Below are 19537 nucleotides of genomic sequence, written 5' to 3'. Positions count from 1 at the left end.
GGGAATGGTAAGGCTTGTGAAACTTCCTTCATCATGACTCCTCCTGCCTCCTGCCCCCGTAAATCAGGCTAATTATGCAGGCCTCCCTAGAACAACTTTCACAGATTATGGTGTTTGTGAGTATAGAAACCTCAGACAAGGAAAGTTTGCAACCTTACACTCAGGTGCAAGGCTACAAAAAAGGAGAAATTATTCTGCATGAGGGCGATCGCCTGCCTGCTAAGTTATATGCTGTAGTTAGTGGCTCAATTCAAGTCACCAAAACAGCAACCACAGGAAAAGAAACTATTTTGCGGGGACTGAATGCTGGGGAAATGTTCGCTGCCCCTGCATTGCTAGGAGATAGCATTGCGCCTGCAACTGTGACTGCTGAATCTGATTGTGAAATTCTCACTGTCCAACGGGATGCTTTATTACAAGCCATCCAAAGTAATCCAGAAATTGCTTTACGAATGTTGATGGTTTTTAATACTCGGATTCAGCAACTCCATGAAACAGTTCACGGGTTAGTTTCGGAGAGGGCTATTGTTCGTCTAGCTAGGTTAATCCAATATTTCGCCACGGAATCGGGAACTGAACCAAGTCCACAAGGTCAGATTTTAAAAATCAAGTTATCTTACTATCGGATGGCTCGCAGCATTGGTATTACCTATGAAGAATGCGTGCGGTTAATTAAAACACTCAAGTCAGTTGTTGCCTATAGTCGAGGTGGCAAAATCATTATATTGGATGTTGAGAAATTGAATGCGATCGCCTGTGGTCAGTCAGAGACCATCACCTGTGGAACATAGATGAAATTTGACATCTTTAGGAATTTGCTAAAGCTCCTAAATTTAATCTATCCTGTTCACGAGATGCGACAACTAAAACTAAACACAGCGCTGCAACAGCTTTTTGCCATTCTTGCCTGATTTGTTCGTCTTCCACACCTGCGAACACCCCTACTAAGCGAGGAACAGAAGCTTCTAACGCTGGACGCGGGACGGGACGGTGTAATTCAACTAAATGAGTGAGACTTTCCTGATTATTTACAAAACCCACGACCCATTTTGTTGTATGGTCTGGACTATCAGGAACCCGCTTGACTCCTAACTCATTTTTTAACCAGTTGTAAAAAGGTGGGAGTTCCTTAGCTAAAACTGCTCCGGCGGTGGGTAAGGTTTCTTTTAGTACAACGATATCTAAACTATTTAGTTCTTGTTGCAATTTGGGTGAATTGAGAACCTCATAAAGTGATTTTGAAAGGATCACTTCTAATTCAATAGAGGTAACATCTAAGTGTTGGGTGAAGGTAGAAAATAAGGATGACATTGTACAAAAACCCCAAAAATTATTGATTATTTATCTGTATTCTTTTCAGAAAGTGTGAGCAGAAAAGCTAGATTTTCTTCGGACTTTAGAGCATGAGGTGCATTAGCAGGAATCAAGATAAAAACACCAGGAATGAGAGTGATATCTTGACCTGATAAATTCAGGAGTCCTTTACCTTCCAAAACATAAATGGCGGCGTTGCGAGTAGAGGTATGCTCAGAAATCTCTGTTGTAGCTGCCAGACAAAACAGCGTGTATTGGCAAGCTGTATCTTGAAATATGACTTGGCTTTTAATTCCTGAATGGGGATATTCAATTTGTTCTTGTAGTTGGATAACAAGAGATTTGTTAGTTATTGTTTGGTTAGTCATGGTTGATAAACTCTGATTATTGTGTGATATTTATGGCGCTATCAATTATCCTCTTGATACCGTTTCTTAATGAATATCCGACTTATTCTGGACTGTAGAGACGTTGCATACAACGTCTCTACATCATTTATTTGCTGCAACTTCATAGAGAATTAGTATGAGCTACAGCACAGAGAATGATATAGCCTAATTCGTGGCGGTATTTGTTAAAGATGTGACGCATTGCTAAAACTCTTTCACGGATAGATTTATGCGTCAAAATATTCACTAAAATCTGGATAGTTGGGAAAATACCTTCATCTTGAAACATCCGCCATAAGTTCAATAAATTCATCGAGCCGATTTGATGTTTTTGTACTTTTAATCCTGCTGTTTCACAAGCTGCAATCCAGTTAGCCTCTGAAAGTGGTGTAGAATTTACTCGAATTACTCTTGCTAAATCAGCACGAATTTGTTCTTCTTTGTCATTAGCTAATAATTCATGGGAGAGAAACTTACCCCCCGGTTTGAGTCGATTGTGAATTTCCGCTAACAGCTTAGCTTTCCCTAATGGGGATTGCATTGTGAGAATGGCTTCGGCTAAAACATAATCAAACTTCCCTGGCATTGCATCCAGATGGAAAATATCGCCTTCGATAATTTCAATTTGATTTTCTAAACCAGCCACGCAGACATTTTCACGCGCCCGAACTACGCTATCAGGATTTTTTTCTACCCCGACTACTTTCACACCATAGCGTTGAGCCAGGGATATTGCACTGTATCCAAAGCTAGAAGCTAACTCTAAAACTGTTTCGCTAGGCTGGAAATTCGCCCACCGGCATAATTGTTCTGTAGCTATGCGTCCACCGGGACGCAGATATTTTTTACCGACTGCTGCGAGAACTTCGTGTCCAGAAGTATTTTGGAAATTGAGGGTTGTATTGGTCATTTCTTTGACCCTCTGAATTTGTTATACCCTCAATTTGCCAGAAATTTATAATGCTGTCTCTGAGGTAGCTCAAAGAAGGAGATAAAATAACGCCGTGTGCAACTTTCTCTCAGACCTAACCCCCAACCCCTTCCCTATAAGGGAAGGGGAGTAATAATTGAAGCCTCTCTCCTTGCAGGGGAGAGGTTTGGAGAGGGGTTTTAAGAATAAGTCGCACATCGCGTAAAATAAAGTAAAATCATCAAAAAACTCGCAGAACTATAAATGGACTGGATTACGCTACTGCGATCGCTACAGTCTGATTTTATTAAAAGGTTATCATCTGGTTGTCTGCTGCATTGCGAAATCGAAGGTCAATATAGTGAGTTAACAGTCATCTCTGGCGAAAGATTAAAAACCCTACGAGACTTTTGCTGGCTGATGGCTGAAAAATACAAGCGGGTTTCGCCAGTTCGTGATGTTTTTATTAGCTACCTCAAGGGGAAATTAGGTGAGGAAGTTGTTAAAGAACGTTTAGCTGATTTGATTACCGAAGTAGATTATGAGAAGCGGCTTGGTGGCGATGGCAAGATAGATTTTACTTTAACTGCTAACCCTGCAATTGGCATTGAAGTTAAATCTCGTCATGGCAACATTGATAGAGTGAGATGGTCAGTTAGTGCCGAAGAAGTGGAAAAAAATGCAGTTGTAGTTTGCATTTTTATTAAAGAAGATGTTAATGAAGCACAATCATCATATCATCTATTATTAGCTGGCTTTTTGCCTACTCAAATGATTAAATTAAAGACAGGTAATATCTCATTTGGAATAGAGCAATTACTTTATGGTGGCGGCTTATGGGGTTATTTGGAACAGTTGCAAGCTTCCACCAACTATCATCAGTTCCAGCAATCTCCGCCAATTTATCAATATAAACCCCAGCCAGAATTTTCAACTAAAATCAATCAAAGTCAATCAATCAAACCAGCTTTATTTACTGGTATCAAAAATATTCTATCTTATAGACGAGAAGAAGATATAAATATAGATTATATAAAACTTGGTGATGAGTGTTTTGCTCAAGGTGAATATACTGCATCTATTAAGAATTATAGCCAAGCTTTACAAGCAAGTAGTAATAATAGTGAATTATATTATAAACGAGGTTTAAGCTATTATCAATTAGGAGATTATGAGGCGGCGATCGCTGATTATTCTCAAGCCATAAATCTCAATCTTCACGATGCTAAATCCTATCATAAACGTGGGTTGGCTTTATCACAACTAGCAGCTTATGAAGCCGCAATTGATGATTATAATCAAGCAATTAGAATAAATCCTCATGCTGCTTCTATTTATAAAAACCGAGCAGAAGCACGCTCTCATTTAGGAGATAATCAAGGAGCGATTGAAGATTATACCCAAGCGCTCAAGATTAATCCCCAATATGCAGATATATATAAAAATAGAGGCATATCTCGTTATTTATTAGCAACACAATCAGGATTTACACAAGCAATTAAGATTAATCCTCATGATGCTAATGCTTATAAAAATCGTGGTAATGCCCGTGCTGATATTGGTGATTATGCAGGAGCGATTGAAGATTATAATCAGGCAATCCAAATTAATCCCAAGGCGGCTGATGCTTATTATAACCGTGGTAACGCCCGTTATGATTTAGGGGATGAAGAAGGAGCGATCGCTGATTACACCCAAGCAATCCAAATTAATCCTAGTTATGCTGATGCTTATTATAACCGTGGTAATGTGCGTGCAGGCATAAAAGATAAACAAGGAGCGATCGCTGACTTTCAAAAAGCAGCAGATATATATCGTAAAGAAGGTAAATTAGCAGAACTCAAAGATACAACAGAAAGAATTGTAGAATTGGAAATAGAAGAACCCATTGATATCTTAAATTTTTAAATACAAACCTCTACCTGGAGGAAAGGCTTTGACAGCGTTATTTTTCTAAGGTGCTTCCAGATAAAAAATATTCGGCGTTGCTGATTGATGGGATGATTTTTATCTCACGCATACCGCAAGCGGAACCCGCAGGGTAGGCGCAAAGGCGCAAAGAATCGACTTTCAGCTTTGTCGAGAAGTCTGAATTCATCCCGCGAATATGCAACGCCAAATATTCAAGTAGGTAGGGTGCGTCAGTGCGAGAAAACTTAGCTGCACAAAAAAATATTCATACTGACACACCCTACTAACTACTAACTGTTAACCGTTGACTGTCAAAAGTTAACAGCTATATCAGTTACCCATTAAATTACGTCAACTTAATTCCCCTGATTGAATAATCTAACAACTCCATCGGGTGCATAACACCCATTTTCTTACCTTGCAATTCTAAATGTTTAGTAATTTGCAAAGCACAGCCAGGATTAGGAGAAGCAATCAACTCAGCACCAGTATTCAATAAATTTGTTACTTTCTGCTTGCCTAATTCTTCAGCAACTTCCGGTTGCAACATATTATAAACACCAGCGCTACCACAACATAATGCTGCATCTAATGGTTCTTTAATCTGCACTCCTGGTATTTGTTTTAATATCTGACGAGGTTGCACACTAATTTTTTGTCCATGTAATAAATGACAAGCATCTTGATAAACCAAATTCAAAGGTTTATCTGTCAGTGGTGAAAGTTTAGCTGTTAATCCCACAGTAGCTAAAAACTCTTGAACATCTTTAACTTTAGCGGCAAAATCTTGGGCTTTCTCTCGATATTCTGGGTCATCTGCTAATATATGACCGTATTCTTTTAAAGTATGACCGCACCCAGCCGCATTGATAATCACGTAATCAACATCAGTATTAGCAAAGCTATCAATCATCTGTCTAGCTAAAGCTTTGGCTTGTTCTGTTTGTCCTTGGTGTTCGGGAAGTGCTGCACAACAACCTTGAGATTTAGGAATCACCACTTCACAGCCATTCGCGGTTAAAACGCGTACCGTTGCTTCATTAACTGGGGAGAAAAATAACCGTTGTACACATCCTAAAATTACGCCGACCCGATAGCGTTTCTTACCCTGTGCAGGAATAATCGTAGGCAGATTATCTTGAAAAGTTTTAATACTAATTTTTGGCAGAATCGACTCCATTGCTGCCAATCTTGGGGATATTTTTTTGAGTAATCCTGTAGTGCGAATAACTTGAGAAATTCCCGACTTTTGATAAAAGAATAAGGGTATTAATAAAATACGTAAAATATCTGGGTTAGGGAATAAAGAAAATATTAATTGACGTACTAATTTATCAGATAAAGTCCGGGGATAATTGCGTTCTACTTGATGGCGAGTTGCAGAAATTAACTTGTCATACTGTACACCAGAGGGACAGGTTGACACACAAGCCAGACAACCTAAACAAGAGTCGAAATGCTCTACTGTAGCTTTATTTAGAGCAATTTCCCCTTCATTAATGGCATCCATTAAATAGATGCGTCCTCTGGGAGAATCCATTTCCTTCCCAATCACCCGATAACTAGGACAAGTGGACAGACAAAAACCACAATGTACACAACTATCAATTAATTTTGGGTCTGGTGGATGGCTAGCATCAAATCCTTTTAAATTCTTTATACTGGCGGTATTATTGGTAGAATCTTCTGAAACCTGCATCTTCTTCTGTTCCCCTGTATATCTCTGGTAAGTAGCTTAAATACCACCTACAAACCGACCTGGACTTAAGATATTCTTACTATCAAACTGTTCTTTAATGCGTCGCATTAATGGTAAAGCATTGCCAGTGTATCCCCATACATCTATTTGTTGTTTTACTGGTGTAGGCGCTTGTAGAACTGTTAAAAAACCCTGGTGAGATTGGCAAAGCGATCGCACTGGCAAAACTTGATTTTTATCCTCGACTTGTAACACACCCAAACCGCTACCAATATGAATTAAACCAATTTTTACTTGATGTAAAATCTCCACAGCAGCATTAGGTAATACTCCTATTTTGCAGGTAATTGCCGATTCTGTGACAGGAGAATGTATTTGTTCTGACAATCTCTCCCATAGATGACTTTCATCTGCACCAGAAACAACTACTCCTGTTAAACCTAATTTTTCCCCTACTTCTAGCAACCGATTTGATTGTTCCTGCACACTTTCACTAATACTTTGAAAACGGGCAATCAATCCTAGACCCTGTCCTAATTCTAAATTAGATACTAATTGAGTAGAGATTAAATCAGCTTGGGTCGGGGTTAATGCTGAACCGCGCAAGGTTGTAGCCGCTTGAGATATTGCTTCTGCTGCACCAGTCAATACTACCGTTCCCGATGTTTCCTGAATTGGATACACACGAAAAGTTACTTGAGTAATAATTCCTAATGTACCGTATGAGCCTGTAAATAACTTCATCAAGTCATAACCAGCGACGTTTTTGACTACCCTTCCCCCAGCTTTGGCAATTTGACCATCAGCACGTACAAAGGTGATACCTAAAAGCTGGTCACGCACACTACCATAACGTTGTCGGAGGGAGTTGGTATCGGATGTGGCGACAATACCCCCAATAGTGGCTGATGCTGGTGTGGAGGGGTCAAGGGCGAGAAATTGCCTAGCATCTGCCAAAATCTTCTGGAGATGGGAAAATTTCATTCCCGCTTCGACGGTGACAGTCAAATCACCAACGGCGTGTTCAATGAGTTGATTGAGGCGTTCTGTACTCACCACCACATCAACATCTTTTGCTAAACCACCCCAACGAAGTTTACTCCCACAACCACAAGGGAGAACGCGCCAGTTATGATTGTAAGCGGTGGCGATAACTGCGGCTAGTTGTTCTTGGCTTTGGGGATAGACAACACAACTGGGGAGATTTCCACCAGCTATTGCTTGACTAAGTTGGAAATTGTTTCCTTGGTCAACGGTGTTTTCTTCACCTACGATAGATGCAAGAGTAGTAGCGTAGATGCTTGGTGGCTTGTCGTTAGACATCACGGTCATTCAGTTTATTTTTGAGTCCCTACATCCCATTCTCTGTGATGATGACACAAAATAGCCCACAGCAGTTACTAAAGGCGCGGCTGATGTGTGCTATTGGATAAAAATACATATAACGTTTCCCAATCCACTAAGGTGCTAAGTAAAAATCCTCCGCGTCCCTCTGCGCTTTCCTCCACGCCCCTCTGCGTTTAAAAAAAATAACTCTGTACCTCACTCGCTTAAGAATTGCTACAAGCATATTGCTAATACCAATTCTCTATGAAGTTGCGCCAAATAAATGATGTAGAGACGTTGCATGCAACGTCTCTACAGTAGGGAATAAAGTGCATTTTCATCAAGAAACGGTATAAGACTGCATATTCCGTCTGCGATATTCAATTCGCACTTGCTTAACATCAACTTGTTCAGACTCTAAAAATACAAGTTTTTCTATTGGTTGTAATCCCAAATTTTCCAATTGTTTGAGTTCCGATTCAGATAATGGCCAAGGCGGGCCGGAGGGTTCAGCTTCCGTTTCCCGCACACGATTAATTAATAGAAGTGTCCCATCAGGAGCAACAACAGAGGCAACTGAGGTGATAACGTCAGGACGGACATTTAATGGTAAAGCTTGAATATTACGACATTCAAAAACAAAGTCAAAGGCAAAATGCCATTGTGGGGGGATCGCTAATAAATCGGCAACTATGTAGTTAACATTTGAATTGGGGAATCTTTCACCACACCAAGCGATCGCTGTAGGCGAAATATCAAAGGCAGTTACCGCAAATCCCAGCTTGGCTAAAGCTTCTGCATCATCTCCCAAACCACAACCAATTACTAAGGCTTTTTGTCCAGATGGGAATGGTTGATGATTTGTCAACCATTCTTGTAGATAAGGGTGGGGGGTTAGTTTTGCCCAAGGAATTTGTGTTGTATCTCCATGTGCTTCAGCATATAAAACTTCAAACCATGCCGATGGTGCTGATTTTTGTATGGCTTCGTTAGCTAACTGTTTAACATGAAGTTGTAAACTTGCTTTTTGTTGTTCCAGCATAAAAACTGATGGGACTTTCTCTTATTTTTAAATAAAAAGCGATCGCTCTCTATTCACTAGTAACAAATAAAAGCGATCGCTGTAAAATTTACATTGGCAAAAACTTTACCCCAGTCCGCCCACATCTGGGTGAAAGTAAAAAGCGAATCCTAGTACTGCATAAGCAGCTAAAAGTAATGTGCCTTCTAACCAGTTGGACTTACCATCAGAACTGATACTGTTGGCAATGAGTACAGATACGACTACAGCCACTAGTTCAAAGGGTTGGAAATCCAAATCCATTGGCTGACCTAGTATCCAGCCAGCAATGACTAACACCGGGGCCACAAATAAGGCAATCTGCATACTGGAACCCACCGCCACGGAAACGGAGAGATCCATTTTATCTTTCATGGCGACGGTGACGGCTGTGGCGTGTTCAGCAGCATTACCGACAATAGGAACGAGTATCACCCCGGTAAACAATGCGGTTAAACCTAGTTGGGAGGTGGCGACTTCCAACGCATCAACTAGTAATTCCGATTCCACCGCTACCAGCAGGGTACAGACTAGCAGCACACCAGACCATAAGAAAATATTTGGCTTTGGATGGGGATTTTCTTCTGTTTCTATTTCTGCCACACCCACATCGTATAAATAGGCGTGGGTTTTCATGGAAAATATCAGCGTCAAGACATAAACCAAAATCAAGACTACAGCCACCGCTACAGATAAATATTGCAGGGTTGCTTCCCCAATTCCCTTGGCGGTGTAGTTCATCGCCGTGGGAAGCAAAATGGCAATGACTGCCAAATTCATCGCGGAAGCGTTGACCCTAGCCACGATTGGCTGAAAGGTCTGTTCTTTGTGGCGTAGTCCACCCAACAGCATGGAAAGACCCATCACCAGCAATAAGTTACCGATAATCGAGCCAGTAATGCTGGCTTTGACGACATTCACCAGCCCAGCGTTTAGGGCGACTAGGGCGATAATTAATTCTGTGGCGTTACCAAAGGTAGCGTTTAACAAGCCTCCTAAGGTCGGCCCGACAACTACGGCGATTTCTTCAGTTGCTGCACCCATCCAGGCGGCTAAGGGCAGAATTGCCAAGCCTGCGGTGACGAAAACAATTAGATCCCCCCACTCTAAATAGTGTGCTGCTAAGGACACTGGGATAAATAGCAATAGAAGGAGAAAAACAATATTTTTGCCTGACATTTGTTACTTTTAGTTGAGTGATTACTCACAGTTGTCTGTGATAAATCAATATGTACAAAGAGTTGACAATCAGACTCTAGGATACTCTCAAGCGTAAGCAAAATAGCTCAGAAATTCTACTGTCCATGCTCTACAATGAGATTTGTAACTGATAATTGCAGTTTATAAAGTATTTGCAATCTTTCGTTGCAAAACTATTAGGTGGAGGCGCAATTTTACACCCGAAATTCGGTTTAATATATTAAAAGACAATTAAATTTTTCGATTGGCATTGCCAAGGAAAAAATTCTTAACTAAATACCCCGTTGAACAAACAATCCGACAGGTTGATTCCCACAACCCAGATATAGGAACTAATTACCAATCAAAATCTAAAATTCAAAATCTAAAATGGTACAAGATGTTGTTCAATTGCTGATATTTTTGTTACCTTGATCAAACAGCTTGACGATAACGCAGATTTATTACCATAGTGAGACAGTTTTTTTCAAAATTAAGCTGTATCCTGTATCCATTAGTTTTCTCTATACCGGATTTTGGGTGCAAATCGTTGTAGAAGGATTTGACTCAAGCATTTCCGGCATACGTATAAGTTTTTTGAGTTGGAATAAATATACATGACATCTGCTGAAATGCCGGCTAACCCTGGCTCAATATCAACATCCCATATAACTAGCAAAGATACGCACCACAGCGATCCCCGGAATCAAGCTGTAGGCGTGTATGTGACAGTGCATGGTCACTTTTACCAGCCACCGCGCGAAAACCCTTATCTAGACTCAATTGAACGTCAACCCAGCGCTGCGCCTTTCCACGATTGGAATGAGCGCATCCATTGGGAATGTTACCGTCCCAATGCTTTTGCTAGGGTGTTGAATGACCAAGGCGAGGTGACGGGGATCGTCAATAATTACGAATATATGAGCTTTAACATCGGCCCGACGCTGATGTCATGGCTAGAAAGGTATGATGTCGAGGTTTATCAACGGATTTTGGAGGCGGACGCAAAAAGCTGCCAACGTCTGCAAGGTCATGGCAATGCGATCGCGCAAGTATATAATCACATCATCATGCCCTTGGCAAACGAACGGGATAAACGCACCCAAATTCGCTGGGGTAAAGAAGACTTCCGCACCCGCTTTGGCCGTGATCCCGAAGGAATGTGGTTGGCAGAAACAGCCGTAGATTACGCAACCTTAGAAGCTTTAGTAGCTGAAGGTATTCGCTTTATTGTCTTAGCGCCATCCCAAGCGCAAAGATGTCGTCCTTTCCCCACAGCCAATGATCCCCAACCAGAATGGCATGAAGTGGGCGGGAGTCAAATTGATCCCACCCGTCCTTATCGTTGCTATCTGAAATCTAGACTCAGCAATAAATCCTCTGTTTTAAGTTCCGTCAGGGATAGCGCAATTGCAGACACCAATCCTCAATCTCTGCAAGATTTACCTTATATAGATATCTTTTTCTACGATGGCCCAATTTCACGGGACATGGGTTTTAGTGATGTTGTCTATAACTCCCACCACTTTGCCGGACGCATTGGTTCAGCAGTCCGTGGGGATCATCGGCAATCACAACTGATTTCTGTGGGTACAGATGGGGAAACCTTCGGACACCACAAAAAAGGTACAGAAAAAACCCTCGCCTATGCCTTTATCAAAGAGTTTCCCAGCCAAGGTTGGACTGTAACCAACTTTGCCCATTACCTCAACTTATGTTCTCCTACCTGGGAAGTAGAAATCAAGCCAGTGACAGCTTGGAGTTGCGCCCACGGTGTAGATAGATGGCAAGAAGATTGTGGTTGTGGTGGTGAAGGTGGTATTTGGCATCAAAAATGGCGGCGGCCGTTGCGGAATGCTTTAAATTGGCTGCGGGATCAGTTAGTGGAAGTATTTGAGGAATATGGTAATCAATTATTCCGTGATCCCTGGCAAGCACGAGACGAGTATATTCAAGTTATCCGCGATCGCTCTCCGTCCAATATTAGCCGTTTTCTCTCCCGTCATCAAACCCACAAACTCACCGCCGCCGAACAAGTAGACGCTTTGCGCCTATTAGAAATGCAGCGTCACACTTTATTTATGTTCACCAGTTGCGGTTGGTTCTTTGAAGAACTTTCTCGCCCTGAAGGAACCCAGATTCTGCGTTACGCCGCCCGTGCTTTGGAACTGGGTGGGGATGTGGCTGGTGTGCAGTTGGAAAAAGGCTTCCTCAAACGTCTGGGTTTAGCCCCTAGTAATGTGGAATCCTTTAAACACGGTGGGGAAGTCTACCGTCAACTAGTACAAACAGCCCAGATTAGTTTTAAACAAGTAGCCGCCCATTACGCAATTTCCTCCCTGTTCAACAATCACAAACAGGTAGAGACGCTGCATACTAAGCCTCTACCTGGGACAAAACAACCCAATCCTCACCAAAAACGGGTTTATTGCTACACCGTCAATGAGGTAGATTACCAACTACAACGCATGGGATCATTAACCCTAGCCGTTGGTAACTTAAAACTCGTGTCGGAAATCACCTGGGAAAGCGAAAATTTAGTCTTTGCTGTCCTGCATTTAGGCGGTTGGGATTTCCACTGCTGCATTCAACTATTTACCGGACGACGTGATTACAGCCAATTGAAAGAAAAGCTGTTTACATCACTGCAACAGGCTAGCGCCGCCCAAACTATTTTGGCGATGACACAAGTGTTTGGTGATGAAACCTTCAACTTGCAAAATCTGTTTGCAGAAGAACGCCATCGGATCATGCGCTTATTGAGTCAAGAAACCCTGACAAGGTTAGACCAGTTATATACTCAGGCATACCGGGATAATTATGGTGTGTTGATGGCGTTTCACCGCGATGAACTAGCCGTACCACAAGAATTACAAGTGGCGGCGGAGATTGCCTTGGGTTATCGCTGTATGACAACATTGCGATCGCTAGACCAAGATATCACCGAACCCCAACTGAGTTGGAATCACATAGTAGAATTAGAAGCGATCGCCACTGAAGCTAAACATCTGCGTTGCCAATTAAATATTCCTGAAGGCAAGCAGATGCTAGAACAGCTGATTCTGCGCCTGCTTTGGAGATTATTACACGATACCAATGGCAGTTTTGCCATCGAGATGCAATGCTTAGAACGGCTAATTAACGTTAGCTATCAGCTAAATATTGGCATTTCCTTGCATCAATCCCAAGAACTGTACTTTAGTTGTCTACAAAATCAAATACTACCTTTGTGTTTGACTACTCTTTCTGATAAAGAAGAAACGAGTCAATGTCTACAATTGCTGAAATTAGGACAAAAACTAGCAGTTGATGTTAGTGCCATTCTGAACCAATTTAAATAGTAAAACTTAACTAAAAGATCCCCGACTTCTTAAAGAAGTCGGGGATCTTTGTTATTCTCAAAACTAATTCACCTTTGGACGCTCTTCACAATGGTAAGGATAAAGCCATTCACACTTAAATAGTCCGCCGGATTTTTGCTCAAAAAACGTCCCAGCATGGCGACTCTTTGATATATTTATGCCTGCCTTTGTTTTAATTTCATATAGCCAAGGAAAAGCTGCGAGCAAAACAGCGACAATAGCAAAAGAATAAAAAACTTTGGTTTTAAAGTTGTGGAGTTTACGGGAGTTGCTGTGACGGTTTAGAGGCATAATTCTATAACTGACAGTTCATCCAAGCCCCATCTTAGCTCAAATTTCAAAATGTCGCCGGAAGCGTGCATCCAGTTTATCAGTCTTGCGTCGGTTGCAGTCAAAACATAAAGTATGTAAGTTACTCATATCATTTTGACCACCACGAGCCAAAGGAATAATATGGTCAATAGTTAGGTCAGTTTCTAAGCCAGTCTTACCACAACTTTGACATTGAAACTTATCTCGTTGAAATACATATTGCCTAACTTCTGGTGGTATACGAATCCGAGGAGTTTTGCTCATGATGTTTCCTCATTCATCATCCGGCGTAAATCATCGAGAGGAGATTGAGTTCCACTAATTTCCGAATGTGCGTTGTTATCCATTTCTGCTTCTTCTTCAATATAAAAATCAACACTAATGCTAAACTTGACTTTCCCTCTTTTCCAACCTTGTGAACCAATCTTTAATATCTGACAGTCCAGTCCTTCATCAAACCAAATTTTAGAATGTTGCTGTTGTATAACTATGCCATTTTCATTAAATTGCTGCTGTAATCCATACGCTAAATCAGAACGATTTATCTGACGAAAAGCTTCTAAAAATTTAGAAATTTTGTAAGTGTAATCTCCGATTTCCAAAACATCATTATCATTACATTCTGCTGGTTTAAATCTATCTTCCATATCAACCTCAACTTAAAAAAATCTCTTCCTCTCTCTTCTTTGCGTCTCTGTCTTGAAAAGTTCAGATCGCCGGAAGCCGGCGCTCCGACTTTTCGCTGCGCCTCTGCGTGAGACAATAAAAACCTATTTAACAAAAAGTTAGTAGGGTGCGTCAGTATGAATAATTTCTTTGTACAGCTAGGTTTTTTCGCACTGACGCACCCTACATTTTGGACATTTTTTTATCTGGAAGTCCCTTAACAAAAAGTGAATTATAAACCCTCCAAAACCGGATATTGTGACCAATACCCACATGACAGACACTAAATTTCATCATGTTTCCTCATCAATCATACGGCGTAAATCATCAAGAGGGGATTCTGATTCATGATATGGAGGTTCATCAGGCATAAATTCTAGAGTTACTTTGATTCTTAAGCGCCCCTTTTGCCAACCTTTAGTAGCAGGCTTTAACACTTCACAATCTACACCTTCATCGAACCATTTGTGAGTATATCTATAAAATTTATTGCCAACTAAATAGCCACCAGGATCTATAGATATTCCATAGGAATTTAATAAAGTAAATAATTCTTCTGATAATTTACTACGGAAAGCTTTCTTGATTGCTTCCTGAATATGAAAAATTTTAAATACTTTATCTTTAACAGATAAAGCATCATCATGACTACAATTCCTGAGATCAAAATTTTCTTCCATCACAGAATTAGTAATAAACTTAGTGAATTTCTTATCAGTAATTATAATTCCTTTTTAAAGCGAATAAGCACACAAGTAAGCAGCGATCGCTAAAAGTGTTACTTCTTTTTACGGTTAGGAATGGCAGGTAAATTAATATTTTTACCATTAAAGAATCCTTGAATTTTCTTGTTCGGATAGGTTTTGTAATTCCATTGCAAATTAGCGATCGCCGCTTCCCATTTCCAACCTGGCTCAAATCCTACACGCACGCCATCCCAGAACAACTCATAGCCAACTTTTTGACCATCTAATACGCCTTCAACTCGTTTATCTGGATATGTTTTGTGATTCAATTGCAAATTAGCGATCGCCGCTTCCCGGTTCCAACCCGGCTCAAATCCTACACGCACCCCATCCCAGAACAACTCATAACCGATTTTCTGACCGTTGAAATAGCCTTCTATTTTCCGTTTAGGATAAGTCTTTTTAGTCAATTCTAAATGAGCGATCGCCTCAGCGCGCGTTGCCTTCTTTATCTTGCCAACAAACACACCATCCAAAAATAACTGATATCCCCGTGAATTAATTTGACTTTTATCAGGTAACGTTGCACGACTAGGGAATCTCAAGGTAATGGGTTGTGTTCGACACGTTCCCGAATTGCAGAGTTTAATCGCCCCTTGTAATTGTATCAGTCTTGAGTTTGAGAGACATCCTTCAACCCGAACACGACCCTTTGGTGTATTGATTGTGCCAAAAACTGGACAAGTTGGTTCGCTTGCACCTCCAATCGAGACTTTTTGACTAGTCAACGACCCAGAGCGAGTGTAGAGATGGTAAGAGCTTACGTCTGCTTCCACACAGATGTTCACATTCATCGCAGAGATGCAATTTAGGAAATCTGATTTGGCTTTTGCAGGCTGTGTCGATGAGAGAGTTACTAAGGGAAAACTGAGACTAAAGAGTATAAGAGCTGACAGCAGGGATTTGCGGCGAGACTGGAAATTTTGTGTAATAAACATATATTAATACTTCGATGTTTTCTGTTGGCTTTTGAGCAAACTGACTACCGACAAAAACTATAGCGGTTTGCAATTGATTCCAATACAGGCCTAACTCTCAAGGGGAACTAGGACTAAAAGCCTCTCTCTTTGCAGGAGAAAGTCAAAGTATATTGCATACAAATGAGAAGCGCTATATATCCCTTTGTGGGTGGAGTTTTTTATTGGAAGTCACTTAATCAAGCCTTCACAGAATTACACGTTGTACTTTTTAGATTTATGCACTTCTTGTTTAAAATTAGGGCTTACGCAAGTGTCATAATCAAACTAACTGTAGGGTGCGTCAGATGTGGAAAATTCCCGAATTTGTACGAAATTATTGGGTCTGACGCACCCTACTATTGTACCAATTGCATAAGTCCTGAAAATCTCAGATGGATGATGCTGTCACTGGTTTTTCTGGCGTAGCGGAAATGATTCCCTGCACTGTCAAAACTGAACAGGGAGCATGATGTAAAACATAATTGCTAACACTACCAAGGAAAAATTCACTCAAGCCATGTAAACCCCGACGACCTAAAACAATTAGGTCGGCGTTCCAACTACGGGCAATTTCACAAATCAAGCGACTAGGATCACCTAGTTCCTGGGTAAAATCAGCCGTTACACCTTGAGCGATCACCTGATTAGTGAACAGTGTCAAAAAGTCTATTCCCTCTTGCTTGAGAGCGTTCCACTTTCCCACGTAATACTCAACACTATGAACTTGAGAGGTTCCATAAGAACTTTGTGTTTCCATCTCTCCAGCAGTCAAGTAATCTTCATCGAAAGGTGAGATAACGTGTAGCAACAATAATTCAGCGTTAGTTGCTGTTGCTAATGATAAACCTCTCTCAAATACTTGCTTACCCATTTCAGTATTTTCGACAGCAACCAAAATTTTGTTAAACATAGATATTCGTCAATTGTCAGTTGTTAGTTGTCAGTTGAGACTGGGTGTAAAACTCTTACACCCCTACACCCCTACACTTCTTTCTCCTCTGCGGCGGCGATTTCTAACAGCGTCTTGAGAACTGAATCGGGGTTGAGGCTGATGGAATCAATTTTTTGTTCGACGAGGAAGCGGGCAAAGTCTGGGTAATCGCTTGGCGCTTGACCACAGATACCAATTTTACGTCCGTATTGTTTGACTGTGGCGATCGCTTTGGCAATCATACGCTTAACGGCTTCGTCCCGTTCATCAAATAAATGGGCGACTAACTCCGAATCTCTGTCTAACCCCAGCGTTAACTGTGTTAGGTCATTGGAACCGATGGAGAAACCATCAAATACTTGACTAAATTCGTCTGCTAGCTGCACGTTACTAGGTAGTTCACACATAACGTAAACTTGTAAGCCGTTTTCACCTTGCACCAACCCATGTTTTACCATTTCGTCCAACACGCGCCGTCCTTCATTAGGAGTGCGGCAGAAAGGAACCATTAAAATAACGTTGGTTAGACCCATTTCATCCCGTACTCGTTTCATCGCCTGACACTCCAAGGCAAAACCTTCACGGTAGCGGGGGTCATAGTAGCGAGAAGCACCACGCCAGCCAATCATCGGGTTTTCTTCTTTGGGTTCAAACTGTTTACCACCTAAAAGATTGGCGTATTCGTTGCTTTTGAAGTCAGAGAGACGGACAATAACGGGTTTGGGATAAAAAGCAGCTGCGATCGTGGCAATTCCTTGAGCTAGTTTATCCACAAAGAATTGGGTTTTATCCTCGTATTGAGCCGTTAACTCAGCAATTTTGTATTTAGCTAGTTCGTCTTCTAACTCATCAAAGTGAATCAATGCTAAGGGGTGCGCTTTGATATGGTTGTTAATAATAAATTCCATCCTTGCCAATCCCACCCCATCATTAGGAATACTAGTTAAGCCAAAAGCTTCTTCGGGATTGCCCACATTCATCATAATTTTGGTGTGTGTGGAAGGTAGTTTCTCTAAAGGAATTTCTTGGACTTCGTAGGGTAATAAACCGGAATAGACTTTACCTGTTTCCCCTTCCGCACAACTAACAGTAATTTCTTGTCCAGTTTTTAAAACAGTAGTTGCATTACCACAACCCACGATCGCAGGTATTCCCATTTCCCTAGCAATAATCGCCGCATGACAAGTTCTACCACCGGAGTTAGTGACAATGGCGCTAGCACGTTTCATAATTGGTTCCCAATCAGGGTCAGTACGATTAGTTACCAGCACTTCCCCCGCTTGAAACTGGCTAATCTGATGCACATCCAAAATCACTCTGGCTTTACCTTGTCCAATCATTTCCCCGACGCTGCGACCGGTAATAAGAGGGATTAGGGGTTGGGGATTGGGTATTGGGGATGGAGATAACCTATAATTCCGTAAGACATTGTTCACCTTTTGCGATTGCACTGTTTCTGGCCGTGCTTGGACGATGAACAATTCATTAGTCAAACCGTCTTTAGCCCATTCAATATCCATTGGTGTGTAAACACCACGTACTTGGGAATAATGTTCTTCAATGATGCAGGCCCAATGTGCTAGTTGTAGAATATCTTCATCGTTAAGGGCAAAGACGCTGCGTTCTGATGGGGTCACAGAGATGTTTTTAGTCAATTTTGAGCCACCTAAGTCATAAATCATCTTAATTTCTTTAGTACCCAGGCGTTTTTCAATAATTGAACGGTATCCCTGTTTCAGGGTTGGTTTAAATACTAAATATTCATCGGGGTTAACTGCACCTTGGACGACGTTTTCCCCCAAACCATAGGCGGCGGTAATCAAAGCTGCATCTTTAAAACCTGTTTCGGTATCAATAGAGAACATGACCCCAGATGTAGCCAAATCAGAACGTACCATTTTCTGCACGCCGACTGATAGGGCAATGTTGAAGTGATCAAAGCCTTTGATTTGGCGATAAGAGATGGCGCGGTCAGTGAAGATTGAGGCAAAACATTTATGGCAAGATTCCAGAACAGCTTGCAAACCGTGGACATTTAAATAAGTTTCTTGTTGACCGGCAAAGCTAGCATCCGGTAAGTCTTCAGCTGTGGCGCTAGAACGGACAGCAACATCAGTATCATCACCATACTCTTGACAGAGGATAGCGTAAGCTTGGGCGATCGCTGTTTGTAATTCCTGTGGAAAAGGAGTTTGCAGCATAAGCAATCTTGCTTGTTTACCACGCTGCCGCAAATTCTGCACATCCTCTACATCTAAATCAGCAAAAATTTCTCTTAATTTTGCTTCCAAACCAGCTGAAGTAATGAAATATCTATAAGCATTAGCAGTTGTTGCAAACCCAGTGGCAACTTTTACACCTTTGCGCCGCAACTGTTGAATCATTTCACCTAAAGAAGCGTTCTTTCCTCCTACTAAAGGGATATCTGCAATTCCAACTTGGTTCAAAGGTAAAACTAGAGCTTGTTCTTTAAAGACTGAATTAGATGTTTGTGGATCTATTATTATTTCTACCATGATTGATTTTCCTATAACTCAAAGAGGTACTTAATAGATGTGTATTCAAGTTATCTGTCTTTAAGCTTCACACTTATGTTTATAGGGAGTTATTTTGAGGAAGTTGTGAGGATTTAAGCTTTAAACACCAACATATAGACCTCATTTACCCAATAGTAATTACTGCAACTTTAATGTAGAAATATTACAACATATTTATAGTTATAATTTTTCTCACAAATTCCTCATGTCTAATAAATATTCTTAAGATAGATACA

General features: G+C 41.1%; 17 protein-coding genes. 3 read left to right on the top strand and 14 right to left on the bottom strand.

Translation table 11 applies throughout. From position 1 onward, the window contains the following. Window positions 1-74 precede the first annotated feature (74 nt). On the top strand, window positions 75-791 hold the full coding sequence (locus tag ACM5QX_RS06630; RefSeq protein WP_414752897.1) for a Crp/Fnr family transcriptional regulator: 717 nt from the start codon (window positions 75-77) through the stop codon (window positions 789-791). Between the two features lie 16 nt (window positions 792-807). On the opposite strand, the gene ACM5QX_RS06625 is transcribed toward ACM5QX_RS06630, so the two are convergent. From ACM5QX_RS06625 to ACM5QX_RS06615, 3 genes are all read right to left on the bottom strand, one after another. Then, window positions 808-1311 (bottom strand): hypothetical protein, encoded by a 504-nt coding sequence (locus ACM5QX_RS06625; RefSeq protein ID WP_414752896.1) that lies wholly within the window; start codon window positions 1309-1311, stop codon window positions 808-810. A 26-nt stretch (window positions 1312-1337) separates the two neighbouring features. After that, the gene (locus ACM5QX_RS06620) at window positions 1338-1682 is read right to left on the bottom strand and encodes a cupin domain-containing protein (RefSeq protein WP_414752895.1); all 345 of its coding nucleotides are present in this window, start codon (window positions 1680-1682) and stop codon (window positions 1338-1340) included. A gap of 142 nt (window positions 1683-1824) precedes the next feature. Beyond that, window positions 1825-2613: an SAM-dependent methyltransferase gene (locus ACM5QX_RS06615; protein ID WP_414752894.1), complete on the bottom strand. Its 789-nt coding sequence runs from the start codon at window positions 2611-2613 to the stop codon at window positions 1825-1827. Window positions 2614-2877: 264 nt separating this feature from the next. Between ACM5QX_RS06615 and ACM5QX_RS06610 the strand changes: the two genes are divergently transcribed. Continuing rightward, the gene (locus ACM5QX_RS06610; RefSeq protein WP_414752893.1) at window positions 2878-4521 is read left to right on the top strand and encodes a tetratricopeptide repeat protein; all 1644 of its coding nucleotides are present in this window, start codon (window positions 2878-2880) and stop codon (window positions 4519-4521) included. Window positions 4522-4870: 349 nt separating this feature from the next. Here ACM5QX_RS06610 and ACM5QX_RS06605 read toward each other — a convergent pair whose 3' ends face one another. The 4 genes from ACM5QX_RS06605 to cax all read right to left on the bottom strand — a co-directional run bounded on the left by ACM5QX_RS06605 (window position 4871) and on the right by cax (window position 9788). After that, window positions 4871-6223 (bottom strand): (Fe-S)-binding protein, encoded by a 1353-nt coding sequence (locus tag ACM5QX_RS06605; protein ID WP_414752892.1) that lies wholly within the window; start codon window positions 6221-6223, stop codon window positions 4871-4873. A gap of 36 nt (window positions 6224-6259) precedes the next feature. Continuing rightward, a complete protein-coding gene (locus tag ACM5QX_RS06600; protein ID WP_414752891.1) occupies window positions 6260-7555 on the bottom strand; it encodes an FAD-binding oxidoreductase in 1296 nt (431 codons plus the stop codon). A 334-nt stretch (window positions 7556-7889) separates the two neighbouring features. Then, window positions 7890-8591, bottom strand: coding sequence for a class I SAM-dependent methyltransferase (locus ACM5QX_RS06595; RefSeq protein ID WP_414752890.1), 702 nt, complete (start codon window positions 8589-8591; stop codon window positions 7890-7892). A gap of 105 nt (window positions 8592-8696) precedes the next feature. Further along, a complete protein-coding gene (gene cax / locus ACM5QX_RS06590; RefSeq protein ID WP_414752889.1) occupies window positions 8697-9788 on the bottom strand; it encodes a calcium/proton exchanger in 1092 nt (363 codons plus the stop codon). A gap of 617 nt (window positions 9789-10405) precedes the next feature. On the opposite strand from cax, the gene ACM5QX_RS06585 reads away from it, so the two are divergent. After that, a complete protein-coding gene (locus ACM5QX_RS06585; RefSeq protein WP_414752888.1) occupies window positions 10406-13129 on the top strand; it encodes a DUF3536 domain-containing protein in 2724 nt (907 codons plus the stop codon). Between the two features lie 63 nt (window positions 13130-13192). On the opposite strand, the gene ACM5QX_RS06580 is transcribed toward ACM5QX_RS06585, so the two are convergent. The 7 genes from ACM5QX_RS06580 to ppsA form a co-directional block, all read right to left on the bottom strand. Continuing rightward, on the bottom strand, window positions 13193-13441 hold the full coding sequence (locus ACM5QX_RS06580) for a hypothetical protein (RefSeq protein ID WP_414752887.1): 249 nt from the start codon (window positions 13439-13441) through the stop codon (window positions 13193-13195). A gap of 39 nt (window positions 13442-13480) precedes the next feature. Continuing rightward, window positions 13481-13726 (bottom strand): HNH endonuclease, encoded by a 246-nt coding sequence (locus ACM5QX_RS06575; protein ID WP_414752886.1) that lies wholly within the window; start codon window positions 13724-13726, stop codon window positions 13481-13483. Beyond that, window positions 13723-14109: a KGK domain-containing protein gene (locus ACM5QX_RS06570; protein WP_414752885.1), complete on the bottom strand. Its 387-nt coding sequence runs from the start codon at window positions 14107-14109 to the stop codon at window positions 13723-13725. Before ACM5QX_RS06570 ends, ACM5QX_RS06575 begins: the two co-directional genes overlap by 4 nt. 312 nt (window positions 14110-14421) lie before the next feature. After that, on the bottom strand, window positions 14422-14808 hold the full coding sequence (locus ACM5QX_RS06565) for a KGK domain-containing protein (RefSeq protein WP_414752884.1): 387 nt from the start codon (window positions 14806-14808) through the stop codon (window positions 14422-14424). Between the two features lie 98 nt (window positions 14809-14906). Further along, complete coding sequence (locus tag ACM5QX_RS06560; RefSeq protein ID WP_414752883.1) at window positions 14907-15668, bottom strand: hypothetical protein; 762 nt, start codon at window positions 15666-15668, stop codon at window positions 14907-14909. A gap of 553 nt (window positions 15669-16221) precedes the next feature. Next, a complete protein-coding gene (locus tag ACM5QX_RS06555; protein ID WP_414752882.1) occupies window positions 16222-16743 on the bottom strand; it encodes a universal stress protein in 522 nt (173 codons plus the stop codon). A 71-nt stretch (window positions 16744-16814) separates the two neighbouring features. Then, on the bottom strand, window positions 16815-19280 hold the full coding sequence (gene ppsA, locus ACM5QX_RS06550; protein WP_414752881.1) for a phosphoenolpyruvate synthase: 2466 nt from the start codon (window positions 19278-19280) through the stop codon (window positions 16815-16817). Between the last annotated feature and the right edge of the window lie 257 nt (window positions 19281-19537).

The organism is Anabaena sp. CCY 9910, assembly GCF_963920875.1.
Classification (GTDB): Bacteria; Cyanobacteriota; Cyanobacteriia; order Cyanobacteriales; family Nostocaceae; genus Trichormus; species Trichormus variabilis.
The sequence above is the reverse complement of the archived record's forward strand: the minus strand, read 5'-3'. Positions and strand labels throughout refer to the sequence as shown.